Below are 16,710 nucleotides of genomic sequence, written 5' to 3'. Positions count from 1 at the left end.
CTATTTCCTATCGCCGACAGATTGTTACCCGTCCGCCGCTCCGATGGCGGCCGCGAGCGCGGGGCGGAGCAGCGCCCATTCGTCCGATGCGAACGGCCCGGCGTCGAGCAGATGGTGGAGAAGCTCGCGCAGGGCGATGCGCTGGCGATGGGGCATGGCGGCGTGCTGGCCATTCCGGTCCGCGCCGAGCGCGCGCATCGCGGCATAGAGCAGGCGCAGGTCGGTGTCGGTGCGCGTGCCGATGCGCTGCCCCCGGCGCATCATCGGGCGGACGCGCTTTTGGCGGGCGAGCGCGAGCGCGCGGTCCCGGCTTTCTTCAAGGCCCATTTCCAGCGCCCAGTCCCACGCGGCCGCGAAGCTTTCCGCCCCCGCCTTCTGCCGCAGATGATAGGCCGAACGGGCCGAAAGGCCGACGCTGCGCGCCGCATGGGCGATGACGCCGCAGCGCGCGAGCATGGCGATGAAGGCGCGCTGCGCCTCCGTCGTCCAGCCGCGCGCGCGGCGCAGGTGGGTCACGGGGGTGAAGAGGAGGGGATCGCTGTCTGTCATGCGGGCGAGGCTGCCAGAAGCGCGGGCGGGTAGGACAGATGCGAGGAGGGGCTTTTCCTGCGGGCGCGATGGGCTAAGGGCGGATCGACATTCAGCCCTGGCGGACTGCAAATGGCGGCTTTCCGAGCTTCCGGTGCTCACGTACTTTTAGTACGCTGCGCTCCGGGTCTCAAAAAGCCACCATTTTCGTCACACCATCATCTGAATGCCGGCCCGCCCTAGAGGGGGGCAACCCGATCTGGAGATACGCCATGCTGCTGCGCCATGCCCGTTCGCTGCTGTTCCTGCCCGCGTCCAACCCGCGCGCTATCGCCAAGGCGCGGAGCCTGCCGTGCGACATGGTGATCCTGGACCTGGAGGACGCCGTGCCGCCCCATGCCAAGCAGGCGGCGCTGGACGGCGCGGTCGAGGCGCTGGGCGAAGGCTTTGGCGGGCGGATCGCCGCAGTGCGCATCAATGCCGAGGACGCGCCGAGCCACGGGACCGAGATGGTGGCGGTGAAGGGCAGCGCGGCGGACTATGTGGTGCTGCCCAAGGTGGAGCGGGCGGGGCAGGTGAAGGACGTGTTCGCGGTGACGGGGAAGCCCGTGATCGCGATGATCGAAAGCGCGCGCGGCGTGCTGGCCGCGCCTGCCATCGCCGCGGAGGAAGGTTGCGCGGGGCTGTTCATGGGCAATAACGATTTGCGCCGCGACCTTGGCATCCCGCCGTCTGCCGACCGGGCGGGGCTGTCTTATGCGATGCAGGCGGTGGTGCTGGCGGCACGGGCGGCGGGCATCGCGGTGTTCGACGGGGTGTTCAACCGGCTGGACGACGAGACCGGGCTGGAAGTGGAATGCGCGGAGGGGCATGCGCTGGGCTTCGACGGCAAGACGCTGATCCATCCGGGGCAGATCCCGGTCGCCAATCAGATTTTCGGCCCGGACGCACAGGCGGTGGCGGACGCGCGGCGGCTGATCGAAGCGGCGACCGGCGGGGCGGAACGCTTCGAGGGACGGATGATCGAGACGATGCATGTGGAGGAGGCCAGAGCGCTGATCGCGCGGGCGGATGCGGTGGGATGACCGCAGAGCCAAGTGTTGCATGCAGGTGACAGCGTTGGCTGAAAAGCGCCCTTTCCGGCTCGGCTCATCGCTGCCGGGTTGATCCCATCTGACCCTTTTGGCGTTTTCTCCCCATCGAGTTCTTCCCCCGAACTCCGGTGAAAAAAGGGTCTTATCATGAATCGCACCACGCTTGTGGCGCGCCGGCTGCTTGCGGCCAGCGCGCTCCCGACGCTTTGCCTCGCGCCCGCCTTCGCGCAGGACGCCGCGCCCGCCGACGAGGGCGACACCATCGTCGTCACCGGCAGCCGCATCCAGCGCAGCGATTATAATGTCCCCAATCCGGTCGTCACGGTGACGGCGGAGAATCTGGAGCAGGCGGGCAACGTCCAGCTGGTCGATACGCTGCGGCAGAACCCGGCGCTCATCGCATCCTTCGGCGGGGCGCAGACGTCCGGGTCCAATTCCGATTTCGGCGCGGTCGGCGTTCAGTTGCTCAACCTGCGCGGGCTGGGCGAAAACCGCACGCTGGTGCTGGTGAACGGCCGCCGCCATGTGTCGAGCATTTCCGGTTCCGCCGCCGTCGACATCAACACCATCCCCAACGACCTGATCGAGGGCGTCGACGTGCTGACCGGCGGCGCATCCGCCATTTACGGCGCGGACGGGGTGTCGGGCGTGGTCAATTTCCGTCTGATGCGGAATTTCGACGGGTTCAAGGCCAGCGGACAGGTGGGCATTTCCAGCCGGGGCGATGCGGGCCAGCGCTACGGTTCGATCACCTATGGCAAGAATTTCAGCGACGGGCGCGGCAATATCGCGCTGTCCTACGAATATCGCGATCAGGATCGCCTGAGCAGCGCGAACCGTTACCGCACCGGCAATCCACTGGGTTCCTATGGCATCGTGCGCGATCCCAATGACATTCCCGACGATCCGACCCGGCCCGACCGCGTGCCGACCAACAATCTGCGTTATGCCGACAGTTCGCCGGACGGCGCAGTGGACTTCGACGTGCTGGCCTGCATCAACGATGGCGACTGCATCCCCGACTTCACAGGCTCTGGCAAGGTCTACGATCGTGGGCGGCTGCTGCCTTCGTCGGGCGGGCTGACGCAGGGCGGGGACAGCACGCAGCTTGCGGGCTATCAGGGCGATCTTCAGGCCTATAATCGCGTCCATAATTTCAATCTTCTGTCGCATTACGACTTCAGTGATGCGTTCAAGGTCTTCGTCGAGGCCAAATATGTGAAGAACCGCACCTTCACGCTGGCGCAGCCTTCGTTCGATTTCTTCACCTATCTGTCGCCCGACAATCCCTATCTGCAGGACCGGTTCGCAGGGCTGGCCGACACGTCGCAGGGCGCGTTCATCTCGCGCGACAATTACGACCTTGGCGTGCGCGGGGAACGGAACGACCGCGAGACGATGCGCTTCGTCGGCGGGGCGGAGGGGCGCATTTCCGACCATGCGAGCTATGAGCTGTCCTATACTTTCGGCCAGACCAAGTCGAAGGTGCTGCTGACCGACTATCGCATCGGCGACCGTTACTGGGCGGCGATCGACGCGGTGCGCGATCCGGCGACCGGCAATATCGTGTGCCGATCCACGCTCGATCCCACGGCGAACATCAATCCCGACAATTATGACGCTCCTGCGAGCAGCTTCACGCCGGGCGCCAACAGCGGATGCCGTCCGCTCAACCTTTTGGGCAACAATGTGCGCGATCAGGCGGCGCTCGACTGGGTGAACGCCGACATCCTGAACCGCGCGCGGGTGCAGCAGCATGTCGTGTCGGGGTCCATCTCCGGCGACTTCGGCCAGTTTTTCGAACTGCCCGGCGGCCCGGTCGGCTTCGCCATCGGCGCGGAATATCGCAAGGAAAAGAGCCGGTTCGTGCCCGACCAGTTGCTGCAGGAGGGGGCGCTTCAGGACTTTTCGCTGCAACTGCCCGAAAGCGGCAGCTTCGACGTCAAGGAAGTGTTCGGCGAGCTTTCCGTGCCGGTGCTCAAGGAAGTGCCCTTCGCCTATAATCTGAGCTTCGGCGCGGCGATCCGCCTGTCGGATTATTCGACCATCGGCAAGACGACGACGTGGAAGGTGGACGGCACCTATGCGCCGATCCCCGACCTGACGCTGCGCGGCACCTGGTCCGAAGCGGTGCGCGCGCCCAACATCACGGAACTGTTCGCCCCGCGCAACGGCGGCTTTTCCTTCATCACCGATCCGTGCGATCCCGTCGCGCTGCCCAACGGCACACAATATCGCGCCGCCAACTGTCAGGCGACGCTGGCGGCGGCGGGGCTTTCTCCGGCGCAGATCGCCGCGTTCAACCCCGAAAACGATCCGACCGCGACGGTCAGCCTGCCGGGCTTTTCCGGCGGCAACCGCAATCTGCGCGAGGAAACGGCGCGGACCTGGACGGCAGGCGTGGTGCTGCGGCCCCGCTTCATTCCGGGCCTGACCGCGTCGTTCGACTGGTATGACATCAAGCTCAAAAATGCGGTGAACACGCCGACCGCCGAGGAACTGGCGCAGCTCTGCGTCGATCAGCCGACGCTCGACAATGTCTATTGCCAGAACATCACGCGCGCGCAGGGCACGGGCTATATCAGCAGCTATTTCGTGCAGCCGCAGAATGTCGCCAATTTCCGCACGGCGGGCGCGGACTTCAAACTGAACTACGGGTTCGACACGGCGAAGGTCGGCAGCTTCGCCATCGGCATCGTCGGCGGCTATCTCGACCGGCTGGAGTTCATCCCGACGCCGGGCGCGACCGTCAATATCGACCGGGGCGAGGCCTATTATCCCAAGTGGAACGCCACCGGCGACGTGACGTGGAAACTGAATGCCCTGACCGTCAATTACGGCATAAGCTGGTTCAGCAAGACCGACCGCTACACGCGCGAGGAACTGGCCGGCAACCCGGACATCGCCGCGCCCGAATACCTCAAATATAAGGAAAAATGGCAGCATGACCTCTACGTCGCCTATGACGTGGACAAGCGCTTCCGCTTCTACATGGGCGTCAACAACCTGTTCGACCAGCAGCCGTCCATCGCGTCGGCCAACTATCCGGTCAGCTTCGTCGGCCGCTATATGTATGCGGGCGCGAAGATCACGATGTGATCGCGCGGGTCATCGGATGAGGGGAGGGGCGGCGGTGGGCCGTCCTCCCTTTTTGAGCCGGATGCCGTTTTGCCGGAGGAGCAGGGAAGCGGAATGCCGGGTCAGGCCCGGCATGACGCTTTCGGCCCAGTGTGGACATCCCCCTCCCGCAGGCGGGAGGGGGATGTCTGTGTCCGCTTACCACCCATACTACCGTTCCCGCCTGCCTTAAACCGCCCCATGCCGCGCGGTCAGCAGGTAGTTGATCGCCTTGTTCTGCGACAGTGCGAAGCCACGCGCGGGGTCGAAGGAGAGGCCGCTGCTGTCGGTGACGGCGAGGCCTGCGTCGGTGAGCAGGGCGGTGAGTTCCTCGGGGGTCAGGAATTTGCCCCAGTCGTGCGTGCCTTTGGGGATGCCGCCGACGCTTTCGCCCACGGTAATCATCGCGAGGCGCGACAAAGGCGTGCGGTTGGGGGTGGAGAGGATGAGGAGGCCACCGGGGGCGAGCTTGCCGGCCAGCGCGGCGACGAAGGCGGCGGGGTCGGCGACATGTTCTATCACTTCCATCGAGGTGACGAGGTCGAAGCCGCTTTCGGCAAGCTGCTCCACCGGCGTCGCGCGATAGTCGATGGCGAGGTTCTGGCCGGTCGCATGGGCCTTTGCCGCGGCGATATTTTCCGGCGCGGCGTCGAGGCCGGTCGCCTGCGCGCCCAGCCGCGCGAGCGGTTCGGTGAGGAGACCGGCGCCGCAGCCGACATCGAGCGCGCGTTTCCCTTCGAGCGGGCGGAAGCTGCGCTCGCGCCCCGGCCAGTGCGCGTCGATGGCGGCGCGGATGTAGCGCAGGCGCACCGGGTTGAGCCTGTGCAGCATCGCGCTGGAGCCGTCGGGGTTCCACCAGTCGGCAGCCATCTCGCCGAAATGGGCTGCTTCGCGGGGGTCGATGGTGGCGGTGCTGTCGGTCATGCGCCTCTTTATAGCCGCTGCGTCCGCGATGCCTAGCCGCCGTCCGCGCGCCCGAGGGCAGCAGGGTTGCTTGCCATATCCGCCCCGGCTGCTAAAGAAGCGCCGTTTTTAGCCCCTCGGGACATTTTCTTTCACGCAGACAGGGTGGTTCGACAAGCAAATGGCGCGTATCGTGATGAAATTCGGCGGCACCTCGATGGCGGGGATGGAGCGAATTCGCAGCGTCGCCGCGCGGGTGCGCCATGTCGTCGAACAGGGGCATGAGGTCGCGGTCGTCGTGTCCGCCATGGCGGGCGACACCGACCGGCTGGTCGGATTCTGCAAGGAAGCATCGCCGCTCTACGATCCGGCGGAATATGATGTCGTGGTCGCCAGCGGCGAGCAGGTGACGAGCGGCCTCCTTGCCATGACGCTCAAGGCGATGGGCGTGGAGGCGCGGAGTTGGCTCGGCTGGCAGTTGCCGATCCGCACGACCGAAGCCCATGCCAAGGCGCGCATCTCCACCATCGAAACCGACGCGCTGGTCGCCGCGATGCAGTCGGGTCAGGTCGCGGTCATCCCCGGATTTCAGGGGATGATGGAGGACGGGCGCGTCTCCACGCTGGGACGTGGGGGGTCGGATACTTCGGCGGTGGCGGTCGCAGCGGCGGTCAAGGCCGACCGGTGCGACATCTATACCGATGTCGACGGCGTCTACACCACCGACCCGCGCATCGTTGCGCGCGCGCGCAAGCTCGACCTCGTGACTTACGAGGAAATGCTGGAACTGGCGTCGGTGGGCGCCAAGGTGCTCCAGACCCGTTCGGTCGGCCTCGCCATGAAGGAAGGCGTGGTCGTGCAGGTGCTTTCCTCCTTCGACGACCCCTCCCAGGACGACCTTCCCGGCACGCTGATCGTGAGCGACGAGGAACTGGACGCCAAGCTCAAGGAAACCAAGATGGAACGGCAACTCATCACCGGCATCGCCCACGACAAGAACGAGGCGAAGATCATCGTCACCCGCGTGCCCGACAAGCCGGGCGCGGTCGCCAGCATCTTCGGCCCGCTGGCGGATGCGGCGATCAATGTCGACATGATCATCCAGAACGACAGCAAGGACAATGAGGAGACCGACGTCACCTTCACCGTCCCGCGCGCCGACCTCGCCCGCAGCGTCGACATCCTCGAAGCGAACAAGGATTCGATCGGCTTCCGCCGCATCATCACCGACACCGAAGTCGCCAAGATCAGCGTCGTGGGCGTTGGCATGCGCAGCCATGCGGGCGTCGCGGCGACGATGTTCAAGACGCTGGCGGACCGCGGCATCAACATCGAGGCGATCTCCACCAGCGAGATCAAGGTTTCGGTGCTGATCGACGAGGACGAGACGGAGCTTGCCGTGCGCGTGCTGCACACGGCCTATGGGCTGGACGCGCCGGCGGCCTGATCGCGGAGGGCTTGCGGCAGGGATCATGCGCATCTATTCTGCGCATGATCCACGGAGCCAAGCCCATGAACGAGCAGACGCGGCCCCCGCGCAGGGCGACCAATATATCGCTGGACACAGCGCTGCTGGCCGAGGCGAAGGCGCTGGGCGTCAACATCTCACGCGCCTGTGAAAAAGGGCTGGCGGATCAGATCCGCATTTCCCGCGCGCAGCGGTGGCGGGAGGAAAACCGCGATGCGCTGGCGTCGTCCAATGCGCATGTCGAGCGGGAAGGGCTGCCGCTTTCGCGCCATCGCGCTTTCTAATGGCGAAGTTCGACCTGTATCGCGCCAAGGATGGCGATCTCTATCTGCTCGACTGTCAGGCCGACCTGCTGGGCGACCTCAACAGCCGGTTCGTCGTGCCGCTGATGCCGCAGGATCAGGCGCCCAAAGCTGCGGCCCGTCTCAATCCGGTCTTCGATATAGCGGGCGAAGCGCTTGTCATGGTGACGCAGTTCGCCGCGACCGTGCCGCTGAGGGAGCTGGGCGCGCCGCTGATGTCGTTGCAGGCGCATGAGCGGGAGATCGGCAATGCGCTCGACATGCTGATCTGCGGATTTTGACGCGAGTTGCGATTTTTGCCCAACCCTTCTAACTGCCGCTCGCTCTTGCTGATACGGATGATCCCATGACCCACGCCCGACTTTCCTCCCTCATGGCGCGCGGCGCCGAGTTTCTCGGGTGCGAGACGGCGATCCTGTGCGGGGCGATGAGCTGGGTGAGCGAGCGCAATCTCGTTTCGGCGATCTCGAACGCGGGCGGGTTCGGCGTGATCGCGTGCGGGGCGATGACGCCCGAGCTGCTCGACGCGGAGATCGCGGCGACGAAGACGCTGACGGACCGGCCCTTCGGCGTCAACCTCATCACCATGCATCCGCAGCTTTTCGACCTGATCGACGTGTGCGCGCGGCACGATGTGGGGCATGTCGTGCTGGCGGGCGGGCTGCCGCCCAAGGGCAGCATCGAGGCGATCAAGGCGAAAGGCGCGAAGCTGATCTGCTTCGCCCCGGCACTGGCGCTGGCGAAGAAGCTGGCGCGGTCGGGCGTCGATGCGCTGGTGGTCGAGGGGATGGAAGCGGGCGGCCATATCGGCCCGGTGTCGACCAGCGTTCTGGCGCAGGAAATCCTGCCCGAGATGGCGGAGCAGCTTCCCGTGTTCGTCGCGGGCGGGATCGGCCGGGGCGAGGCGATCGCCGCCTATCTGGAGATGGGTGCGGCGGGCGTGCAGCTTGGCACGCGCTTCGCCTGCGCGACCGAGAGCATCGCGCATCCGGCGTTCAAGAAGGCGTTTTTCCGCGCGTCGGCCCGCGACGCCATCGCCAGCGTCCAGATTGACCCGCGCCTGCCGGTGATCCCCGTGCGCGCGCTCAAAAATGCGGGGACGGAGAGCTTCACCGCCAAGCAGCGGGAAGTCGCCAATCTGCTCGACAGCGGGACCATCGAGATGATGGAAGCGCAGCTTCAGATCGAGCATTATTGGGCAGGGGCGCTGCGCCGCGCGGTGATCGACGGGGATGTCGAGGGCGGATCGCTGATGGCCGGGCAGTCGGTCGGTATGGTGACGAAGGAGGAGCCGGTCGCCGCGATCATCGCGCAGCTTCTGGACGAGGCCGCGCAGGCGCTGGAGCGGCGAGCCGCCTGAAGACTTGCGACGAACCGAGTCGACGGGGCATTTCCACAAGAGGCTTTGACCGGCATGAGGGGCACTTCCCCAACGGAGAAGCTGATGTCCGCGACCCGCCGTTTTCTTGGGCGAATTTCCCTGGTGTCGCTCGTCGCCATCGCCGCCTGTTCGACCCCGCCGCCGCCTCCTCCGCCCACGCCGCCGCCCCCGGTCGTGCCGACGATCCGCCCGACACCGCCCGACAATGCGGTCGAGGGGATGAGCATTCCGGAAAAGGGCGCGGACGGCAAATATCTGACCGCCAATCGCGGCGTCACGGCCAATACGGCGTTGTGGCATGTGCGCATGGCGCTGAATGTCGCTGCGCTCAACTGCGACAAATATGGGCCGACCGCGCGGACGCAATATAACCAGATCCTGTCGGTCCATCGCGACATGCTGGACAGCGCCAACGATGCGGTCGACCGCAATTACACCGCCGCCTATGGCAGTTCGGCGGTGGGGATGCGCGAGCGGCTGAATACCGTGGTCTATAATTTCTTCGCGCTGCCGCCCGTCATCAAGCATTTCTGCCCGGTGGCGGTCACGGTCGGGGCGAAGCTGCTGTCGACGCCCTCGTCGCAGATGCTGGTGATGGCCCCCGAATGGCTCGCGGAGCTGGAGAAGCCGTTTCAGGATTTCTACGAAGCCTATGCCGACTATCTTCGGCGGCTGGCCGAGTGGCAGTCGCGTTTCGGGGCCACGGTGACGCTGCGCCTGTCGCCCGCGCCGCTGCCGCCGCCGCCGGTGCCGCCGGGCGAAGCGCCTGTGGGATGGAAGCCGGGGATGGCGCTGCCGCCGTCTTCGCTGCCGCCTGCACCCATGCCCGCGCCTGCGGCGTCGGGCGGGGCGACGGTGCAGCCGGTGCCGTCCGCGAGCGCGCCTGCACCCGCCGGGCCGCCCGCTCCGGCGCAGGCCGTGCCGGGTGACACGCCCTTCGGCCCGCCGCCGGTCACGCGCACGCTGCCGGGCAACGGCGCGCCCACGCTGTCGGTGCAGCCGCTCCCCGCGGGCAACGAATAAGCGAGTTCAGGCGCGCGCGTCGAAGGCGGCGCGCGCGGCCTCCACGGCTTCGCGGTGCCGCTCCGCCCACATCCACACGCCGCAGAAGGCGGCGCTGAGGCTGTTGCCGAGCGGGGTCAGCGCATAGTCGACATGGGGCGGCACCACCGGGTGCACGGTGCGGGTGAGCAGGCCGTCGCGCTCCATCTGGCGCAGCGTCTGGGTCAGCATCTTCTGGCTGATGCCGTCCACCGCGCGGCCGATGTCGCTGAAGCGCATTGTGCCTTTCTCCTCCAGTTCCTCCAGCACGAGCAGCGTCCATTTGTCCGCGACGCGGCCGATGAGTTCGTTGACGAGCCGCTCGACGCGCGGGTCGGTCGTCTCCTCCTCCGGCCCGGCCAGATAGGCTTCGGCATCGGCACGGACGGGAGCGGGGAAGCGGCTGCTGACGGATTTGACCATTGTTACTCCGTGGTGAGTATGGAACTTTTCGGTGCCTTCTTTCCAGAGGAGAGCATAGCCCCATATAGAGCGTCGGGCCAAGTCACAAAGGAGCCAGTCCCATGCAGATCACAGGCAACACCATCCTCATCACCGGCGGCGGATCGGGCATCGGCGCGGCGCTGGCGCATGAATTTCATGCGGCGGGCAATCAGGTCATCGTCGCCGGGCGGCGGCAGGCGGCGCTCGATGCGGTGGTGGCGGAGCATCCCGGCATGGCCGCGATGACGCTCGACATGGCGGACGCAGCGGGGATCGTGGCGTTCGCGCAGGAGGTCGTGGCGAAATTCCCGGCGCTCAATGCCGTGCTGCTGAATGCGGGCATCATGGTGGCGGAGAAGGAGATCGAGCTGCCGACCGCCGAAGCGACGGTCGCGACCAATCTGCTGGGGCCGATCCGGCTCGCCCACGCGCTGCTGCCGCATCTCAAGGCGCAGGCGGCCTCGACCGTCCTGACGGTGTCGTCGGGTCTCGCCTTCGTGCCGCTGGCGGCGACGCCGACCTACAGCGCGACCAAGGCGGCGATCCATAGCTGGTCGCTGTCGATGCGCGAGCAGCTCAGGGATACAAGCGTCGAGGTGATCGAGATCGCGCCGCCGGGCGTGCAGACCGACCTGATGCCGGGCCATGCCGAGAATGCGGAGATGATGCCGCTCGACGCCTTCATCGCCGAGACGATGGCGCTGCTGCGGCAACAGCCTGCGCTGCCGGAAATCCATGTCGAGCGGGTCAAATTCCTGAGCGAGGCGACGCGGCGCGGCGAATTCGATCAGGTGTTCGCCATGCTCAACCGGCAGCACCGCTAACGGTAGAGGGCGCTTTGGGGGGCAGGGGGAAGAGGCGCGCGAACCGCTGCGCCAGCGCCCTGTCCCCCTCGACCCGCAGCGCGCCCGCAAAGCCCTCCCACGGCGCGCCGCCATAGATGATGGCGACCAGCGCATTCTGGTCGCCGTCGATCAGCACGTCCGCGCCCGCCGCCGCGCCCCGGTCGATATGGAAATCGCCGTCGCGGAAGCTGCCCAGAAACTCTTCCTCGCCGAAGCGCAGGCCGATGGTGGCGTTCATGTCGCCGATGCGGCTGCGGTCGATCATCGTGCGCAGCGACAGGATCACCGAGACGGGACTCATCGGCTTGCCCGGCTCCATCGTGGGGGATCGCGCGGCCCAGCGGCCCAGCACCTGAAACAGGATTTCCGATTCGCGGCCCCAGTCGGTCAGCTCGTAAATCTGGCTGGCGGCGGGCGGGGGCAGGCGGCGGCGCACGAGGATGCTCGCCGCCTCCAGCTCCTCCAGCCGCTGCGTCAGCACATTGGCGCTCAGGCCGGGCAGTCCGGCGCGAATATCGGTGAAGCGCTTTGGCCCCAGCATCAGTTCGCGCATGATCGGCATCGCCCAGCGATCGCCGATGATGTCGAGCGCGTGCGCGACGGCGCAGCCATCCTGATAGGCGCGTTTGCGGGTTTGGGACTTCATGGTTATCTTTTCTAACTTAACTGTTGCATAAAATAATCACGAAGCGCAGAAAGTTCAAGGGGCGAGTCGGCTGTCGAGCCACCCGGCGCGGATGATAGAGGAGAGAGCAATGGCCTATATGGACGGTTTCGTGATCCCGGTGCCCAAGGGCAACAAGGAACGATACAGGGAGGTCGCCGCCTATGCCGCGCCGATCTTCATCGAACATGGCGCGCTGCGCGTCGTGGAATGCTGGGCCGACGATGTGAAGCCGGGCAAGGTCAACGATTTCCGCACCGCCGTGATCGCGGAGGAGGGCGAGGACGTCGTCTTTTCCTGGATCGAGTGGCCCGACAGGGCGACCCGCGACGCCGGCGCGGAAAAAGTCATGAAGGATGAACGGATGCAGCCCAAGGAAGGGGAGGACATGCCTTTCGCGGGCGCCCGCCTCATCTACGGTGGATTCGAAGTGCTGCTGGACGCGAAAGCCTGAGGGAGAGGGACGATGGCTGATCTGAACGGCAAATTCTTCTGGTATGAACTGATGACGAGCGATCCGCAGGGCGCGCTCGCTTTCTATGGCGATGTGGTCGGCTGGACATCGCAGCCCTTCGGCGGCGGGCAGGTGGAGGAACCCTATCATGTGGTCTCCGGCAGCGCGGGCGGCATGGGCGGCGTCATGGCGATCACGCCCCAGATGGCGGAGTGCGGGATGCGGCCATGGTGGGGCGGCTATATCGGGTCGGCGGATGTGGACGCCGACGCAGCAAGGCTGGAAGCGGCGGGCGGCAAGGTGATGCGCGCGCCGGAGGACATTCCCGGCGTCGGGCGCTTTGCGGTCATGAACGATCCGGGCGGCGCGACCTTCATGCTGCTGAAAGGCAACAGCCCCGAGGGCATGGAGCCTGCCCCGCCGATGGCGCAGGGGCATGTCGGCTGGCACGAGCTTTACAGCGGCGATTTCGACCGCGACCTTGGCTTCTACACCGGGCAGTTCGGCTGGAGCCGGGGCGAGGCGATGGATATGGGGCCGATGGGCAGCTACCAGCTCGTATCACAGACGGGCGGGACCGATTTCCAGAGCATGACCGGCGGCATCATGCCGCGCCCCAAGGAAGTGCCGGTGCCGCTGTGGCTCTTCTATTTCGTGGTGGGCGACATTGACGCGGCGGCGGGCAGGGTCTCGGCGGGCGGCGGGCAGGTGCTCAACGGACCGATGGAAGTGCCCGGCGGCGGCTGGATCGTCCAGGCGACCGACCCGCAGGGCGCGATGTTCGCGCTGGTGGGCATGCGGAGCGCGGCGGCATGAGCGACGCCATCGTCCCGTGCCTCTGGTTCGACGGGCAGGCGCTGGAGGCGGCGCGCTTCTACGTCTCCGTCTTCGGCGGATCGGTGGATCATGTGAGCCATTATCCCGCCGATGCGGGCGCGCCGGGCGAGCGGGTGCTGCTGGTCGAGTTCACGCTGCGCGGCCAGAGCTATCAGGCGCTGAACGGCGGGCCGCACTTCCAGTTCAACGAAGCGGTGTCGCTGTCCGTCGCGTGCGAGGATCAGGCTGAGCTGGACCGGCTGTTCGACGCGCTGACGGCGGACGGCGGGGCGGACGGCCCATGCGGATGGGTGAAGGATCGCTACGGCCTGTCGTGGCAACTGGTGACGCGCGGGATCATGGCCAATTATCGCAGCGGCGACGCCGCCGGGATCGCGCGGATGATGCAGGTGATGATGACGATGCGGAAGCTGGACACGGTGGCCATGCAGGCCGCGTTCGAGGGAGAGGCGGCATGAGCGGGCACGATCTGTCGGTAAGCGCGCCGGTCGCTGCGCCGCGCGAAATCTGCTGGAAGGTGTGGACCGACCTCAAAGACCAGTGGTTCTGCCCGAAACCGTGGCGGGCGGAGGTGATCGAGGAGGATCTGCGGCCCGGCGGGCGCAGCGCGATCCGGATGTTCGGTCCCGATGGCGAGGACACCGGGCCGATGGAAGGGATCGTGCTGGAGGCCGTGCCGGGCGAACGGGTCGTGACGACGGACGCCTATGCGGCGGGATGGGTGCCGCAGACGCCGTTTCTCACGATCGTCTGGACCTTCGCGCCGGAGGGTGAGGGGACGCGCGTCACAGCGACGGCGCGGCACTGGGACGCCGATGCGATGCAGCGGCATCTCGACATGGGGTTTCATCCCGGCTGGGACCAGATGCTCGCCCAGTTCGTCGCATTGTGCGAGGAATCGGCGGCGAGCGCATGAACCCTGGCGCCTGAACGAAAAAAGGGCGCTCCGCAGCGGGAGCGCCCTTCCTTCGCGACCGTGAAGGAAATCGCTTACGCCTTGTAGACCCTGTCCACGGCGGCGCGGAACTTCGCCATATCGTCCGCCGAACCCACGGTCACGCGCGAGACGGTGGGCCAGATCGCCCAGTTGCGGCCGATCTGCACCTTTTCGGGAGCGGCGAGCAGAGCGGCCTGCATGTCCTTGGCGGGCTTTTTCCAGTCGACCATGAACATGTTGGCCTGGCTGCCCGGCTGGACCGAAATGCCCTTCTTCGTGAGCCAGGCGATCGTTTCCTCGCGGTTGCCGATCATTTCCGCGCGGCGCGCCTTGATGAGGGCGGCTTCCTTGTAGACCGCGTTGCCGCAGTGCATCGCCGTGATGGCGAGGCCGCCGGCTGCCGGGCCGAACAGCATGATGCGCTTCTGCACTTCGGGATCGGCGAAGGTGAGGCCGAGGCGGACACCCGCCATGCCGAACAGCTTGGAGAAGGTCCGCATGACGATGATGTCCTTGCGGTTGCCGATCAGGCTGGCGGCGCTGGGCGCTTCCGAGAAGTGGAGATAGGCTTCGTCGACCAGCAGCATCGCGTCGGCGGGCTTGTTGTCGAGCAGCCACTGGATGTCGGCGAGCGGCGTGATCGTGCCGGTCGGGTTGTTGGGGGTGCAGATATAATAGAGGCCCGCGTTCGGATTGGCGGCGAGCATCGCCTTCACGTCATGGCCCTTGCCGATGGCCTGCGGCGCCTTGGCGATGGGGGCTTTCAGATAGTCGGCGGTGCGCCATGCGGATTCGAAGGTCGGGTCGGCGGTGACGAGACCCTTGGTCGGCGAGCAGTAGGCCGCGACGATGCTGACCAGCGGGCCGCCCGAACCGGGCCACGGCACGATCTGTTCTTCGGCAATGCCCTCGACCGACGCGACGGTCTTGATAAGGTCGCCGCGATAATTGTCCGGGTCATACCAGTTGCCGAAGGATGCGGCTTCGGCGGCGGCCTGAACGCCCGAGGGGAAGGGGCCGGTCCAGCATTCGTTCGCACCGATGCGCACCGCGCCCTTGATGCCGCGCCCGGCCTGCTGCTGCGCCAGCGCCGCGGCGGGGAGGAGCGAACTGGCGGCGACGCCCGCGCCGACCAGCGCGGTGATTTCGGCCAACTGGCGGCGCGAATAGCCGCGGTCCATCAGGTCTTCTCTGGCTTCCTTGTTCAGCATCATGGTCATGGTGTGATGTCCCCTGTCTGCGATGAGAGCGTCTCGGTTCTTTTTCGGTATACTCAGACGGGGAAACGAAGCGGCGGCGCATTTCCGCAATGTGCCGTTTGATTTTCTGTTTCCCTCACGGGAAACGAAACGGCAGCGGCCCGCTCTGCCCTGCGCCTTCAGGCGCCGGGCAAAAGGATTACGCCTTCCACACCTTGTCGACGGCGGCGTTGAAGGCTTCCATTTCTTCCATCGAGCCGACCGACACGCGCGACACGTTGGGCCAGATGGGCCAGCTCCGTCCGATCTGCACGCCCTGCGCGAGAAGGGCGTCGAGCATCGGTCTGGCGGGCTTGCCCCAGTCGATCATGAACATATTGGCCTGACTGCCGGGGATCACCTTGATCCCCTTCGCCTTCAGATGGCTGACCGACTTTTCGCGCGCGGCGTTCATTTCGGCGCGGCGCTGCTTGATGAGCGCGGCTTCGGTGACGGACGCGGTGCCGCAGGCGACGGCGGTCATCGGCAGCATCGCCGTCACCTGCCCGCCATCGTAGCGGATCATCTTTTCCATGAGCGTGGGGCTGGCGAAGGTGAGGCCGAGGCGCATGCCCGCCATGCCGAACAGTTTCGAGAAGGTGCGCAGGATCATCACATCGTCGCGCGTGGCGGCGAGCTTCGCGGCGTGGGGACCGTCGACCCAGTGGATATAGGCTTCGTCGACGACGAGGATCGCGTCTTTCGGCTTGTTGTTCGCCAGCCATTCGATGTCGGCGATGGGCGTCACCGTGCCGGTCGGATTATTGGGCGAGCAGATATAATAGACGCCCGCATTGGGGTCCGCCGCCAGCATCGCCTTCACGTCATGGCGGTAGTCGCTGGTGAGCGGCACTTTCCTGACCGGTGCGCCGATCCAGTCGCCGGTGCGCCAGATCGCTTCATAGGTGGGGTTGGCGGTGACGATGCCGCGCGTGGGCGAGGCGTAGGCGACCGCGACGCGGCTCAGCGGATCGGACGAGCCGGGCCATGCGAGGATGCGGTCGGCAGGAATGCCCTCGACCGAGGCGACGGCGGCGAACAGCTTGGCATGTTCATCGTCCGGCTCGTAGCGGTTGCCCTCCTGCGCCAGCTTCGTGGCGGCGGCGACGCCCGAGGGGAAGGGGCCGGTCCAGCATTCGTTCGCGCCGATGCGCACCGCGCCCGCGACCGCCTTTGCCGCCTGCTGCGCCTGCGCTTCGGGCATGCGGTTCGTCGCGGCGGCGGCGCCCAGCAGCGCGGCGGCCTTAGCCATCTGGCGGCGGGAATAGCCGCGGTCGATCAAGTCCTGCCGGAATGTGGGTTGCGCGTCGGTGGCCATCGTTCCTGTCCCTCTCTCCACGGAGCGAAGCGCGCCCCGGTCATCCAGTTGGACGATTGTGAGGATTGTTTCCGCCATGTAAACGGACAAAGTGGATGAATAATGCGCGGCCACCTATTGAAATCGCCTTGGTAAGCCC

The 16,710-nt window shown here is 66.3% G+C and carries 18 protein-coding genes; 12 read left to right on the top strand and 6 right to left on the bottom strand.

Going from position 1 to position 16,710, the window contains the following annotated elements; all coding sequences use genetic code 11:
• Positions 1–24: 24 nt before the first annotated feature.
• Positions 25–549, bottom strand: a complete 525-nt coding sequence (locus tag SAMIE_RS12420; RefSeq protein WP_232037223.1) for a hypothetical protein — start codon at positions 547–549, stop codon at positions 25–27.
• A gap of 251 nt (positions 550–800) precedes the next feature.
• Between SAMIE_RS12420 and SAMIE_RS12415 the strand changes: the two genes are divergently transcribed.
• Both SAMIE_RS12415 and SAMIE_RS12410 read left to right on the top strand, forming a co-directional pair.
• Positions 801–1,613 carry an HpcH/HpaI aldolase/citrate lyase family protein gene (locus SAMIE_RS12415; protein WP_066702729.1) on the top strand — a complete coding sequence of 271 codons (813 nt, stop codon included), beginning with the start codon at positions 801–803 and terminating at the stop codon, positions 1,611–1,613.
• A gap of 156 nt (positions 1,614–1,769) precedes the next feature.
• A complete protein-coding gene (locus SAMIE_RS12410; protein ID WP_066702732.1) occupies positions 1,770–4,721 on the top strand; it encodes a TonB-dependent receptor plug domain-containing protein in 2,952 nt (983 codons plus the stop codon).
• A 207-nt stretch (positions 4,722–4,928) separates the two neighbouring features.
• Here the strand turns inward: SAMIE_RS12410 and ubiG are convergent, their stop codons facing one another.
• On the bottom strand, positions 4,929–5,663 hold the full coding sequence (gene ubiG, locus SAMIE_RS12405; protein WP_066702734.1) for a bifunctional 2-polyprenyl-6-hydroxyphenol methylase/3-demethylubiquinol 3-O-methyltransferase UbiG: 735 nt from the start codon (positions 5,661–5,663) through the stop codon (positions 4,929–4,931).
• Positions 5,664–5,823: 160 nt separating this feature from the next.
• On the opposite strand from ubiG, the gene SAMIE_RS12400 reads away from it, so the two are divergent.
• The 5 genes from SAMIE_RS12400 (at position 5,824) to SAMIE_RS12380 (ending at position 9,816) form a co-directional block, all read left to right on the top strand.
• Entirely contained in the window at positions 5,824–7,089 is a 1,266-nt protein-coding gene (locus tag SAMIE_RS12400) for an aspartate kinase (protein WP_066702736.1), read from the top strand.
• Between the two features lie 65 nt (positions 7,090–7,154).
• Positions 7,155–7,394, top strand: coding sequence for a type II toxin-antitoxin system CcdA family antitoxin (locus tag SAMIE_RS12395; protein WP_066702738.1), 240 nt, complete (start codon positions 7,155–7,157; stop codon positions 7,392–7,394).
• Entirely contained in the window at positions 7,394–7,693 is a 300-nt protein-coding gene (locus tag SAMIE_RS12390; protein ID WP_066702739.1) for a CcdB family protein, read from the top strand. The genes SAMIE_RS12395 and SAMIE_RS12390 overlap by 1 nt, the downstream gene beginning before the upstream one ends.
• A gap of 65 nt (positions 7,694–7,758) precedes the next feature.
• Positions 7,759–8,772 carry an NAD(P)H-dependent flavin oxidoreductase gene (locus SAMIE_RS12385; RefSeq protein WP_066702740.1) on the top strand — a complete coding sequence of 338 codons (1,014 nt, stop codon included), beginning with the start codon at positions 7,759–7,761 and terminating at the stop codon, positions 8,770–8,772.
• 84 nt (positions 8,773–8,856) lie between these two features.
• On the top strand, positions 8,857–9,816 hold the full coding sequence (locus tag SAMIE_RS12380; RefSeq protein WP_066702741.1) for a hypothetical protein: 960 nt from the start codon (positions 8,857–8,859) through the stop codon (positions 9,814–9,816).
• A gap of 6 nt (positions 9,817–9,822) precedes the next feature.
• On the opposite strand, the gene SAMIE_RS12375 is transcribed toward SAMIE_RS12380, so the two are convergent.
• A complete protein-coding gene (locus SAMIE_RS12375; RefSeq protein WP_066702742.1) occupies positions 9,823–10,257 on the bottom strand; it encodes a winged helix-turn-helix transcriptional regulator in 435 nt (144 codons plus the stop codon).
• A gap of 101 nt (positions 10,258–10,358) precedes the next feature.
• Here SAMIE_RS12375 and SAMIE_RS12370 point away from each other — a divergent pair, with 101 nt between their 5' ends.
• Positions 10,359–11,102 carry an SDR family oxidoreductase gene (locus SAMIE_RS12370; protein ID WP_066702743.1) on the top strand — a complete coding sequence of 248 codons (744 nt, stop codon included), beginning with the start codon at positions 10,359–10,361 and terminating at the stop codon, positions 11,100–11,102.
• Here SAMIE_RS12370 and SAMIE_RS12365 read toward each other — a convergent pair.
• Entirely contained in the window at positions 11,083–11,769 is a 687-nt protein-coding gene (locus tag SAMIE_RS12365) for a winged helix-turn-helix transcriptional regulator (RefSeq protein WP_066702744.1), read from the bottom strand. The genes SAMIE_RS12370 and SAMIE_RS12365 overlap by 20 nt on opposite strands.
• A 109-nt stretch (positions 11,770–11,878) precedes the next feature.
• On the opposite strand from SAMIE_RS12365, the gene SAMIE_RS12360 reads away from it, so the two are divergent.
• The 4 genes from SAMIE_RS12360 to SAMIE_RS12345 are packed head-to-tail and all read left to right on the top strand — an operon-like array spanning position 11,879 to position 13,994.
• Complete coding sequence (locus SAMIE_RS12360; RefSeq protein WP_066702753.1) at positions 11,879–12,241, top strand: DUF1428 domain-containing protein; 363 nt, start codon at positions 11,879–11,881, stop codon at positions 12,239–12,241.
• 12 nt (positions 12,242–12,253) lie between these two features.
• The gene (locus SAMIE_RS12355; protein WP_066702756.1) at positions 12,254–13,057 is read left to right on the top strand and encodes a VOC family protein; all 804 of its coding nucleotides are present in this window, start codon (positions 12,254–12,256) and stop codon (positions 13,055–13,057) included.
• Positions 13,054–13,536 (top strand): VOC family protein, encoded by a 483-nt coding sequence (locus tag SAMIE_RS12350; RefSeq protein ID WP_066702759.1) that lies wholly within the window; start codon positions 13,054–13,056, stop codon positions 13,534–13,536. The genes SAMIE_RS12355 and SAMIE_RS12350 overlap by 4 nt, the downstream gene beginning before the upstream one ends.
• Positions 13,533–13,994: an SRPBCC domain-containing protein gene (locus tag SAMIE_RS12345; RefSeq protein WP_066702761.1), complete on the top strand. Its 462-nt coding sequence runs from the start codon at positions 13,533–13,535 to the stop codon at positions 13,992–13,994. The genes SAMIE_RS12350 and SAMIE_RS12345 overlap by 4 nt, the downstream gene beginning before the upstream one ends.
• A gap of 74 nt (positions 13,995–14,068) precedes the next feature.
• Here SAMIE_RS12345 and SAMIE_RS12340 read toward each other — a convergent pair whose 3' ends face one another.
• Both SAMIE_RS12340 and SAMIE_RS12335 read right to left on the bottom strand, forming a co-directional pair.
• Positions 14,069–15,235, bottom strand: coding sequence for a pyridoxal phosphate-dependent aminotransferase (locus tag SAMIE_RS12340; RefSeq protein WP_066702763.1), 1,167 nt, complete (start codon positions 15,233–15,235; stop codon positions 14,069–14,071).
• 178 nt (positions 15,236–15,413) lie between these two features.
• Positions 15,414–16,571: a pyridoxal phosphate-dependent aminotransferase gene (locus tag SAMIE_RS12335; protein ID WP_066702765.1), complete on the bottom strand. Its 1,158-nt coding sequence runs from the start codon at positions 16,569–16,571 to the stop codon at positions 15,414–15,416.
• Between the last annotated feature and the right edge of the window lie 139 nt (positions 16,572–16,710).

Source organism: Sphingobium amiense, assembly GCF_003967075.1.
GTDB lineage: Bacteria > Pseudomonadota > Alphaproteobacteria > Sphingomonadales > Sphingomonadaceae > Sphingobium > Sphingobium amiense.
The sequence above is the reverse complement of the archived record's forward strand: the minus strand, read 5'-3'. Positions and strand labels throughout refer to the sequence as shown.

Excerpts from the sequence above, each read along its gene's own strand:
- SAMIE_RS12420 (WP_232037223.1), bottom strand. The coding sequence starts at position 549 with ATGACAGACAGCGATCCCCTCCTCTTCACCCCCGTGACCCACCTGCGC.
- SAMIE_RS12415 (WP_066702729.1), top strand. The coding sequence starts at position 801 with ATGCTGCTGCGCCATGCCCGTTCGCTGCTGTTCCTGCCCGCGTCCAAC.
- SAMIE_RS12410 (WP_066702732.1), top strand. The coding sequence starts at position 1,770 with ATGAATCGCACCACGCTTGTGGCGCGCCGGCTGCTTGCGGCCAGCGCG.
- ubiG (WP_066702734.1), bottom strand. The coding sequence starts at position 5,663 with ATGACCGACAGCACCGCCACCATCGACCCCCGCGAAGCAGCCCATTTC.
- SAMIE_RS12400 (WP_066702736.1), top strand. The coding sequence starts at position 5,824 with ATGGCGCGTATCGTGATGAAATTCGGCGGCACCTCGATGGCGGGGATG.
- SAMIE_RS12395 (WP_066702738.1), top strand. The coding sequence starts at position 7,155 with ATGAACGAGCAGACGCGGCCCCCGCGCAGGGCGACCAATATATCGCTG.
- SAMIE_RS12390 (WP_066702739.1), top strand. The coding sequence starts at position 7,394 with ATGGCGAAGTTCGACCTGTATCGCGCCAAGGATGGCGATCTCTATCTG.
- SAMIE_RS12385 (WP_066702740.1), top strand. The coding sequence starts at position 7,759 with ATGACCCACGCCCGACTTTCCTCCCTCATGGCGCGCGGCGCCGAGTTT.
- SAMIE_RS12380 (WP_066702741.1), top strand. The coding sequence starts at position 8,857 with ATGTCCGCGACCCGCCGTTTTCTTGGGCGAATTTCCCTGGTGTCGCTC.
- SAMIE_RS12375 (WP_066702742.1), bottom strand. The coding sequence starts at position 10,257 with ATGGTCAAATCCGTCAGCAGCCGCTTCCCCGCTCCCGTCCGTGCCGAT.
- SAMIE_RS12370 (WP_066702743.1), top strand. The coding sequence starts at position 10,359 with ATGCAGATCACAGGCAACACCATCCTCATCACCGGCGGCGGATCGGGC.
- SAMIE_RS12365 (WP_066702744.1), bottom strand. The coding sequence starts at position 11,769 with ATGAAGTCCCAAACCCGCAAACGCGCCTATCAGGATGGCTGCGCCGTC.
- SAMIE_RS12360 (WP_066702753.1), top strand. The coding sequence starts at position 11,879 with ATGGCCTATATGGACGGTTTCGTGATCCCGGTGCCCAAGGGCAACAAG.
- SAMIE_RS12355 (WP_066702756.1), top strand. The coding sequence starts at position 12,254 with ATGGCTGATCTGAACGGCAAATTCTTCTGGTATGAACTGATGACGAGC.
- SAMIE_RS12350 (WP_066702759.1), top strand. The coding sequence starts at position 13,054 with ATGAGCGACGCCATCGTCCCGTGCCTCTGGTTCGACGGGCAGGCGCTG.
- SAMIE_RS12345 (WP_066702761.1), top strand. The coding sequence starts at position 13,533 with ATGAGCGGGCACGATCTGTCGGTAAGCGCGCCGGTCGCTGCGCCGCGC.
- SAMIE_RS12340 (WP_066702763.1), bottom strand. The coding sequence starts at position 15,235 with ATGACCATGATGCTGAACAAGGAAGCCAGAGAAGACCTGATGGACCGC.
- SAMIE_RS12335 (WP_066702765.1), bottom strand. The coding sequence starts at position 16,571 with ATGGCCACCGACGCGCAACCCACATTCCGGCAGGACTTGATCGACCGC.